At 62.7% G+C, this 9110-nt stretch carries 12 protein-coding genes; 7 read left to right on the top strand and 5 right to left on the bottom strand.

Features of this window, described 5'->3' with window-relative positions; all coding sequences use genetic code 11:
* Positions 1–8: 8 nt before the first annotated feature.
* Positions 9–395: a hypothetical protein gene (locus tag ACYCFC_RS13465; protein ID WP_459651900.1), complete on the bottom strand. Its 387-nt coding sequence runs from the start codon at positions 393–395 to the stop codon at positions 9–11.
* A gap of 107 nt (positions 396–502) precedes the next feature.
* Between ACYCFC_RS13465 and ACYCFC_RS13460 the strand changes: the two genes are divergently transcribed.
* Positions 503–649 (top strand): hypothetical protein, encoded by a 147-nt coding sequence (locus tag ACYCFC_RS13460; protein ID WP_459651899.1) that lies wholly within the window; start codon positions 503–505, stop codon positions 647–649.
* A 133-nt stretch (positions 650–782) separates the two neighbouring features.
* Here ACYCFC_RS13460 and ACYCFC_RS13455 read toward each other — a convergent pair whose 3' ends face one another.
* On the bottom strand, positions 783–1349 hold the full coding sequence (locus ACYCFC_RS13455; protein WP_459651898.1) for a TetR/AcrR family transcriptional regulator: 567 nt from the start codon (positions 1347–1349) through the stop codon (positions 783–785).
* Between the two features lie 79 nt (positions 1350–1428).
* Here ACYCFC_RS13455 and ACYCFC_RS13450 point away from each other — a divergent pair, with 79 nt between their 5' ends.
* A complete protein-coding gene (locus tag ACYCFC_RS13450; protein ID WP_459651897.1) occupies positions 1429–2079 on the top strand; it encodes a glutathione S-transferase family protein in 651 nt (216 codons plus the stop codon).
* 6 nt (positions 2080–2085) lie between these two features.
* Here the strand turns inward: ACYCFC_RS13450 and gcvA are convergent, their stop codons facing one another.
* The gene (gcvA, locus tag ACYCFC_RS13445; protein WP_459651896.1) at positions 2086–3015 is read right to left on the bottom strand and encodes a transcriptional regulator GcvA; all 930 of its coding nucleotides are present in this window, start codon (positions 3013–3015) and stop codon (positions 2086–2088) included.
* Positions 3016–3319: 304 nt separating this feature from the next.
* On the opposite strand from gcvA, the gene ACYCFC_RS13440 reads away from it, so the two are divergent.
* From ACYCFC_RS13440 to ACYCFC_RS13420, 5 genes are all read left to right on the top strand, one after another.
* Positions 3320–4549: an MFS transporter gene (locus tag ACYCFC_RS13440; protein ID WP_459651895.1), complete on the top strand. Its 1230-nt coding sequence runs from the start codon at positions 3320–3322 to the stop codon at positions 4547–4549.
* 87 nt (positions 4550–4636) lie between these two features.
* The gene (locus ACYCFC_RS13435; RefSeq protein WP_459651894.1) at positions 4637–5257 is read left to right on the top strand and encodes a glutathione S-transferase family protein; all 621 of its coding nucleotides are present in this window, start codon (positions 4637–4639) and stop codon (positions 5255–5257) included.
* Positions 5258–5331: 74 nt separating this feature from the next.
* Positions 5332–5553, top strand: a complete 222-nt coding sequence (locus ACYCFC_RS13430; RefSeq protein ID WP_181082967.1) for a hypothetical protein — start codon at positions 5332–5334, stop codon at positions 5551–5553.
* Between the two features lie 186 nt (positions 5554–5739).
* Positions 5740–6360 (top strand): flavin reductase family protein, encoded by a 621-nt coding sequence (locus ACYCFC_RS13425; protein ID WP_459651893.1) that lies wholly within the window; start codon positions 5740–5742, stop codon positions 6358–6360.
* An 81-nt stretch (positions 6361–6441) separates the two neighbouring features.
* Positions 6442–6831 (top strand): GFA family protein, encoded by a 390-nt coding sequence (locus ACYCFC_RS13420; protein WP_181082969.1) that lies wholly within the window; start codon positions 6442–6444, stop codon positions 6829–6831.
* A 12-nt stretch (positions 6832–6843) separates the two neighbouring features.
* Here the strand turns inward: ACYCFC_RS13420 and ACYCFC_RS13415 are convergent, their stop codons facing one another.
* Together ACYCFC_RS13415 and ACYCFC_RS13410 are read right to left on the bottom strand one after the other, a co-directional pair.
* Positions 6844–8103, bottom strand: coding sequence for a TIGR03862 family flavoprotein (locus ACYCFC_RS13415; protein ID WP_459651892.1), 1260 nt, complete (start codon positions 8101–8103; stop codon positions 6844–6846).
* Between the two features lie 41 nt (positions 8104–8144).
* Positions 8145–9065, bottom strand: a complete 921-nt coding sequence (locus ACYCFC_RS13410; RefSeq protein ID WP_459651891.1) for a histone deacetylase family protein — start codon at positions 9063–9065, stop codon at positions 8145–8147.
* Between the last annotated feature and the right edge of the window lie 45 nt (positions 9066–9110).

Below are 9110 nucleotides of genomic sequence, written 5' to 3'. Positions count from 1 at the left end.
TCGTGGCCTCACTCTGCGTTCTTCAGGCGAATGACCTTTCGGGCTGAGGCCAGCCTGACAAGCCAACTGATAAGTTGGGCGTAATTAATATCCTCCAGCGCAGTGATTTGTTTACGAGCCTCCTCCAGGCTGGCAAGCATTGCCCGCATTGCGTGAGCATCCGCCGTATGTGTTTGCCCTAGCCTGGACATCAGCGTGGCAGGTTCGAGCAAGGCATCGAAGGCATCCTGCTGAATCAGCAGGCGCGATAGATTGTTCAGCTGTTCCTGCAGATGTTCAGGTGCTTCAGCGGGGCTCAGAAAGCCGGCCAGGGAAACAATTCGACGCCCCAGACGCTTGGTGTTCGAGGCCTCCTGCAGAAGAGATTCGAGGTTTTCCTTGATGAGACGATCCATGCGGCTTTCCCCTAGATACGATAAGCAGCAATCGTGAACGATGCCTGCGACGAAATGCGACGCGCACCACGATGAGTTTGCGGGGGGATGTTCTGTGCGGCGTTTTCGTGACGTTTCCGAGATGGCTGCGCCGGCTGCTTGTGCTTGATGACCTGCTGCAGCGCTACGCCGGCGACCTGGCGCAGAGCTGGGGCGACGCCGGGACTCGCCGGACGATTGTCTGGCCGATCAATATGCGGCTCGGGCGTGTATAAGCTCGACTTGTAGGTCGCATTAGCCGAAGGCGTAATCCGATGATGCGCAGGCGCAATACTTCGGATGATCCGCGCCTGGCGGTCCGCTCGTCGGGTCGGTGAGGCGTGACCCGATCTACAGTTGCCTGACCAGTTATCCGGCAACTAATAGGCCATGGCAGTCTGATCGGCATGCGGCGAGTATTTCCTCCGCGAACTGCGGATCATCTATAGACCGGGCCAATGCGACACCGCCGATTAGCGCGATAGCGATCTGTAACGCGCGCTGACGATTCTCGGCTGACGAGGCCTCAAGGGATGCCTCTAATCGCCTCACAAAGCTCTGCAACGCTGTACTGTAAACGTGCCGAACTGCGGGTTCTCGCCGCGTCACGTCCGTTGCCATGAAGGCAAGCGGGCACTGCATTGATTCGCCTTCCGTGTGGGCAAGCTGAAGATAACCATCGACCAGCGTACCCAGTCCATTCGCGCCTAATTCCTCCAGTCGTGCGCTGCCAGTCTTGAAAGCATATCGAATTGCTTCGGCATAGATTTCCGCTTTCGTTTGGAAGTGGTGATAAAAAGCGCCTCGCGTTAATCCTGCATCGGCCATCAGGTCATCGATGCTGACTTGCTCGAAACCGTAGAGAGCAAAAAGCCGTGCAGCGCTTTCAAGGATTTTCATTCGAGTCTTGTCGCGTTGGTCGGAAGGCCAGGACATAAGAGTTCCTTGGTTTATGTTCTTGAACATAGGGTGATGGGCGGGAGAATCCCCCTCTCACTCCACCAGAGACATTTATATGAGTCTGCATATTTTCGGCCCCGGCTTTAGCACCCTCGTACGCAGCGTACGCCTTTACTGTGAAGAAAAAGGCCTCGATTACACCTATGGCATGGTAGTGCAGGGGCAACCGGTCGAATGGCATAGCGAAGTGCATCGTGCTTACCATCCGTTTGGCAAAGTGCCGGTTCTGTTTCATGCGGGCGGGCACATATTCGAGACTCGCGCCATCTGCCGCTACCTGGATGCGGCGTTTCCGGAGCGCACACACTTACCGCCTGATCTGGCCGCGCGAACGGAAATAGATCAATGGTCAAGCGCCCTGGCCACCTCCGTCGATGAGCGACTCGTACGCAACTATCTGCTGCTTGTCGGTGGACCCAATCCGCCAAAGACGGTTGACCCAAGTCTACTGGCCCGCGCGGAATCACGAGTTGAAGCCACGTTAGCCATACTCGACGAACAGTTGGGTGAGCGTTCTTTTATCTGTGGCGACCGCTACAGTGTCGCTGATGCACTGTTAACGCCGATGCTCGACTACCTGGTCGCCACCGCCAGACCCGCTAGTTGGCTCGATCCGTGGCCACGCCTTTGCAATTATCTTGAGTGCATGCGAGCGCGCCCGTCGGGCCGTGCTGTATTAGCGGCTGTGGATATCAATGCCGGGTAAAATTCACTAACGACTCGCTGCCAACCCCGCTGATCGGGATTGGCCGGCAGCCTCGCTCATCAGCCATTCCTTGAACATGACTAGCCTGGGCAGGCTGACACACTCGGGGCGGTAGACGATGTAGTAGGCCAGTTCGGAGACGAAGCGGATTTCGGGAAAGAGTCGTACCAGCCGTCCAGCGGCCAGGTCATCACCTGCCATGGCGCTGCGTGCGAGCGCGACCCCGTGCCCTTCGATCGCAGCCTGGAGGACGGCTGCGGAGTTATTGATCCTCATGCCGCGAGAAGCCGGTACGTCCTTCATCCCGGCCTGCTCCAGCCATTTGTCCCAGGTAGGAAAACCGGCATGCCCGTCCATCGAAAGATCGTGTATCAGGGTGACATGCCGGAGGTCATGACCCTGTGCTCGGTATGGCAGAAGCTCTGGAGCGCATACCGGATAGATTTCTTCATCCATCAGCTTTTCTGCCGTTACCCCTTGCCAGCTTCCGGTGCCGTAGCGCACGCCGACATCCACCCGCCGTGCAAGAAAGTCGATCGGCTTCAGGCTGGTTTCCAGGCGCACATCGGTATCGGGGTATCGCTCATGGAATCGCTCGAAGCGCGGTAATAGCCATTTGGCGGCGAAAGCGGGGCTGACGGTGACGGTCAGCACGTTGCCGGTCGAATCTTCCTTGAGCCGCTCCAGCCCCAGCTGCAGCTTGTCGAAGCCGGACCGGATCTCAGGGAGTGCGCGTAGCGCCGCTTCGGTAGGAACCAGCCTTTTACGACCGCTCGTGTTCCGAATGAACAGGGGCGTCCCGAGCTGGTCTTCAAGGCTTCTTACGAGCTGGCCGACAGCTGCGGGGGTGACGTTGAGCTCCGCCGCCGCTGACGAAAAGCTCTGATGACGGGCGCTGGCCTCGAAGGCCCGCAATGCGTTCAAGGGGATGGGCATCTTCATTCCGGGAAAGTTTTTCTTTCAGCCGGCCCAATTTAATCTCGCTTGTCGGTTCGCCAGCCAGCAATGAACAATTCTGGCCCAGAACGCCGGGTGCGTTAAAGAAAACCTTTTTATCGGGCGCGTTACAGGCCCGACATGCCCACGGACGAAACGGCGAACGGCCCTTGGTTGCCTGATCGCATTACCGCACACACTTTCAAAAACGGACGTGCCAGTGGACGATCGCACCCTCGTGGTCGCCTCGCTGGAGGCGGCACCTGGGCATGCCTTAAACCTTGCCCATTCACCTGAAGAGAGCATGCAGATGCAACATGACAAGACCCAGCCGGTGGCTGGTCCAGCCGGGATTTCCGAGCGTGATCAGCGCGCGAATCTCTGGCGGCTGGTAATCGCCCAGGCGCTGTCTGGTGCGAATGCGGTGGTCATCTATGCCACCGGGGCGATCATCGGCAGCATGCTCGCTCCGACACCGGTGCTGGCCACCTTGCCGATCTCCATTTTCGTGGTCGGCATGGCCGCCTGCATTCTGCCCGCTGGCGTCGTGGCGCGGCATTACGGTCGTCGTGCGGCGTTCCTGGTCGGGACCCTGGCCGGTGTGCTCGCCGGTCTGCTGGCCATGCTTGCGGTCATCATGGGCTGGTTCTGGCTCTTCTGCCTGGCGACCTTCTGCGGCGGCTATGCAGCCATTGTCCTGTCGTTTCGCTTCGCGGCAACCGATGGTGTCGCGCCTGAACGACGTGCGCGGGCCTTGTCGCTGGTCATGGCCGGCGGGGTGGCGGCTGGCGTCATCGGCCCGCAGCTGGTGACCTGGAGCATGCACCTGTGGCAGTCCTATCCCTTCGCTGCCACCTTCCTGGTGCAGGCGTTGGTCGCCGCCGCCTCGGCGGTCGTCCTGCTGGGCGTCCGTTTGCCCATGCCCACGGCTGCGGAGGTTGCCGGTGGCCGTGCGCTTCCGATAATCCTGCGGCAACCGCGCTTCATCGCGGCGGCGACTTGTGGCGCCGTCACCTACATGCTGATGAATTTCCTGATGACCGCCGCGCCGCTGGCGATGCACATGCACGGCCACTCCCAGGAGTCGTCCAACCTGGGGTTGCAGTGGCACGTGATCGCGATGTATGCCCCCAGCTTCTTCACGGGCAGCCTGATCACGCGCTTCGGAGCGGGACGCATAGCCATCCTCGGCCTGCTGCTGACAGGGTTGTCCGCCGCCGTGGGGCTTGCGGGTGTCGATGTCGCCCACTTCTGGCTGGCGCTGATCCTGCTCGGCGTGGGGTGGAATTTCGGTTTCCTGGGCGCCTCCGCCCTGGTGCTGGAATGTCATCGGCCCGAGGAAAAAACACGGGTCCAGTCGCTCAACGACTTCATCGTATTCGGTCTGATGGCCGTCGGCTCCTTCCTGTCGGGCGGCCTGCTGAGCGCCTATGGCTGGGATACGGTCCTCTGGGTTTCCTTCGTCCCGCTGGCCGTTGCTGTCGTGGCACTGGCGATGGCGAGAAGTCGCAACCAGTCGGTTTCCGGCGCGTAGGGCGGTTTGACTGTCAATTCGGTGTGGCACGGGTGGCCTCTCTGCGGCTAGGGTTCATGTTCGACGCGAGCAGACAGGAGACATCGCATGTTGAAGCTGTGGGGCCGGGCCAACTCGACCAATGTGAAGAAGGCGCTCTGGTGCCTGGAGGAACTTGACGTTTCCTACACCCGCGTGGATGCGGGCGGTGTCTTCGGCATCGTCGGCGAGCCGGCCTACGTCGCGAAGAACCCGAACCGCCTGGTGCCCTGCCTGGAAGATGGCGAGCTGGTGCTCTGGGAGTCCAACGCCATCGTTCGCTACCTGGCGGCACAATACGGCGAGCCGTTACTGTGGAATCCCGACCCGCGCCAGCGTGCGGAGGCGGACAAATGGATGGACTGGACGACCTCGTCCCTGGCAGCCCCCTTTCGGGTGGTGTTCTGGAACATGGTGCGTACTGCGACCGAAAAGCGCGACATGGCCGCGGTAGAGGTGGCGCTGGCCGAATGCGGCCAGCTGCTGGCCATTGCCGATCGTGTCCTGACCGAGCAACCGTATCTGTCTGGTGCGAGCCTCGGCATGGGCGATATCCCGCTCGGTTGCTTCGCCTATGCCTGGTTCGAAATGCCCATCGAGCGTGCCGAGTTGCCGCATCTTCACGTCTGGTACCAGCGCTTGCGACAGCGCCCGGCCTACCAGCGCGCCGTGATGACGGTGCTGACCTAGTGGTTGGGCCGCACCATTCTCCATGAATCGCCTCAAAGAGGATGAGCCATTCTCGGCTCGACCGGAGGTGAATCATGAGTATCGATCCGCTTGACCGACTCCACGACCAGCAACCCGTTCCAGGACAGGAGCAGAACCCTGTGCATGCTCCTGACCCGGACTTCATCACGGATAATCCGGACATCCAGGACCCCGACGGAGGTGGCGGGCCTGGCATCGGGCCGGATGTTGAGGATCCTGGCAGGCCGGACCTCGACGATCCGAACGAGCCGGGTCTGGGTAATCCGATTCCCTGAAGGTGGTTGAGCCTGCTTGAGAGTCTGTCCTTACCTGCGCCGGTCATCAGTGGCGGCGCAGGTGAGCGGCTCCACGAGCGTTGCCAATGCATGCACCGTGCGTAGATGATTCCACTTTCGCAAAGGCGTCGCGATATGCGTGGCGAATCTCCTTGCGGTCACGTTGAGATGCTTCGGGAGCACTGCATGCACGGCGATACGTACTACTACGAACCCCGCCAGGGCCATGGGCTGCCCCACGATCCGTTCAATGCGATCGTCGGCCCGCGGCCCATCGGCTGGATCTCCTCGCAGGATGCCGAAGGCCGGTTGAACCTGGCGCCCTACAGCTTCTTCAACGCCTTCAACTACACGCCGCCGATCATTGGCTTTTCCAGCGTGGGGCGCAAGGACAGCCTGAACAACATCGAGGCGACCGGCGAGTTCTGCTGGAACCTGGCAACCCGGCCGCTGGCCGAGGCGATGAACCAGAGCTGCGCCGCTGTCGCGCCCGAGGTGGACGAGTTTGCCCTGAGCGGGCTGACGCCGGTGCCCTCCAGCTTGGTCGCCGTGCCGCGGGTGCTGGAAAGCCCGGTGTCGTTCGAGTGCAAGGTGACCCAGATCATCCAGCTGCAGGGCGCGGACAAGACGCCGGTGCCGAGCTGGCTGGTGCTTGGCGAAGTGGTGGCGGTGCATATTGCCCAGTTGCTGCTGGTCGATGGCGTCTACGACACCGCGGCGGCGGAACCGATCCTGCGCGGCGGTGGGCCGGCGGACTATTTCCAGCTGGGGCGCGAGGCACGCTTCAAGATGTACCGGCCCAAGTGAGTTCATGCCATCTGGCAGGCCGAGTGCATCAGGCGCCTGGTGCTATCGTCATAAGCATCGCCTGATCAGAGGAGACGCAGCATGGACCGATTCACCGGCGGTTGCTTGTGTGGCGACGTGCGGATTCTGGCTTCGGGGCGCCCCTACCGGGTCGGCCTGTGTCACTGTCTCGACTGCCGCAAGCATCATGGTGCCCTTTTCTACGCAGCCGCGGTGTTCCCGCAGGAGGCGGTGAGCATCGAGGGCGAAACCCGTGACTATGCTGGGCGCCATTTCTGCCCGCGTTGCGGGTCGTCGGTGTTCGCCCGTAGCGCGGATGAAATCGAAGTGCATCTGGGCACGCTGGATGCGCCGGATCAACTGATGCCGACTTATGAAAGCTGGACCATCCGGCGTGAGTCCTGGTTACCGCCGTTTCCGCTCGCGAAGCGGTACGAGCGGGATCGTGATGCCTCCGGGCGTGCCGAGTAATAGCTGCGCTCGTTATCGCGGCCCCAGCCAGCGCAGCATCCCTTCGGCGGCAGCACGACCAGTGGCGAAGCAGGCGGTCAGCAGGTAGCCGCCGGTGGGCGCTTCCCAGTCGAGCATCTCGCCTGCGCAGAACACGCCGGGCAGCTGGCGCAGCATCAGGTTTTCGTCCAGTGCCTCGAAGGGCACGCCGCCGGCGCTGCTGATGGCTTCATCCAGCGGGCGCGGGCGAACCAGTGTGATCGGCAAGGCCTTGATGGCGGCGGCAAGCGCTTGCAGGGCCTGGAAGGTCTCGGCAGCGGTCAGTTCGCGTAGCAGTGCGGCCTTGACGCCGTCGAGCTTCAGTTGCCGATGCAGGTGTTTGGCCATCGATTGCGAGCCGCGCGGTTTGGTCAGGGCGGCGGCGATCTGCTGCTGCGAGCGATCCGGCAGCAGGTCGAGCAATACCGTTGCCGCGCCGCTGGCACTGATGCGTTCGCGGATTTCAGCGGACAGCGCATAGACCAGGCTGCCTTCGATGCCAGTCGCGGTAAGGACGAATTCGCCCCTGCGCGGGGTTTCGCCGGGCAAGGCCAGGCTGACGGTCTTCAGCGGCGCGCCGGCGAAGCGCTCTTTCAGATGCTCGCTCCAGCCTTCCACCTCGAAGCCGCAGTTGGCCGGTTGCAGCGGCGCGATGCCGACGCCACGAGCCTGCAGCAGCGGCACCCAGGCGCCATCGGAACCCAGCCGCGCCCAGCTGCCGCCGCCCAGGGCGAGCAGGGTGGCAGTCGGGCTGAGCCGTGATTCGCCTTCCGCTCCCGCGATGAGTAATTGACCGTCTTCGCTCCAGCCCAGCCAGCGCTGGCGGGTATGAATCTGCACGCCGGCCTCGCGCAGGCGCTTGAGCCAGGCGCGCAGCAAGGGCGCGGCCTTCATGTCGGTGGGAAAGACGCGACCGGAGCTGCCGATGAAGGTATCGATGCCCAGGCCGTGAATCCATTCGCGCAGCGCATCCGGGCCGAAGGCGTCCAGCAACGGACGCAAATGATCGGCGCGCTGGCGATAGCGACCGACGAAGGCGGGAAAGTCCTCGGCGTGGGTGATGTTCATGCCGCCGACGCCGGCCAGCAGGAACTTGCGCCCGACCGAGGGCATGGCATCGTAGAGATCGACCGCGCTGCCGGCCTGGCTCAGCACTTCGGCGGCCATGAGCCCGGCGGGGCCGCCGCCGATGATGGCGATGCGAGTAGCAGCTTGGGTCATGACGGCAGCCGGACAGTTGCGAAGGGCGGGCATTGTAGCGACTGCGCCGGAGCGGGTCATTGTGGGCGCTGTGGTCAGCGCAATCCGTGCCGGCTCCAGGCTCTGGCTGCGCTGAAGTGCAGCTGCGCATGGCGGCGGGCGAGCAGGGCGCGATCCTTGTCGTAGCCGCCGCCGATCACGCCGACCACCGGGATGTCACGGCCCAGGCAATGGTCGATCACGGCGCTGTCGCGCAGCGCCAGGCCGTCGTCGCTGAGATCGAGCAGGCCCAGCGTGTCGTCGCGGTGAACATCGACGCCTGCGTCGTAGAGCACCAGGTCCGGCTGGTACAGGGGCAACAGGTAGTTCAGCGTGTCGTTCACCACCTTGAGGTATTCCTGATCGCCCATGCCCGCCGCCAGCTCTATATCCCAGTCACTGCGGGCCTTGCGCAAGGGGAAATTCTTCTCGCAATGCAGCGACACGGTTACCGCGTCCGGAACCTGTTCGAGGATGCGTGCGGTGCCGTCGCCCTGATGGACGTCGCAGTCGAAGATCAGCACGCGACCAACGCGGCCGCTTTCCAGCAGCGAAAGAGCGATGATCGCCAGGTCATTGAAGATGCAGAAGCCCGAGGCGTGGTCGTAGTGGGCGTGGTGGGTGCCACCGGCCAGGTGGCAGGCCAGGCCATGTTCGAGGGCAAGGTCGGCGGCCAGCAGTGAGCCACCCACGGCGCGCACGGTGCGCTGCGCCAGCTGCGGGCTCCAGGGCAGGCCCAGGCGGCGCAGTTCTTCACGGCCCATGTCGCCGCTGCAGTAGCGCTCGATATAGGCGTGGTCATGAGCCAGCGCAAGCACGTCGGCTGCGCACAGTTCGGGGCGCAGAATCTGCGCATCGGTGGTCAAACCGCTATCGACCAGGTGGTCGCGCAGCAGGCGGAATTTCTCCATCGGGAAGCGGTGACCCGGTGGCAGCGGCGGGCTGTAGTCGTCGTGGAATACCAATGGCAAGGGCATCGATTGGCGCCTGAAGTCATTCGTTGCACTGCGACTGCCTCGGCA

Source organism: Stutzerimonas sp. NM35 (assembly GCF_054604355.1).
Note: the sequence above shows the minus strand (reverse complement) of the source record. Positions and strands in the feature narration are given on the sequence as shown.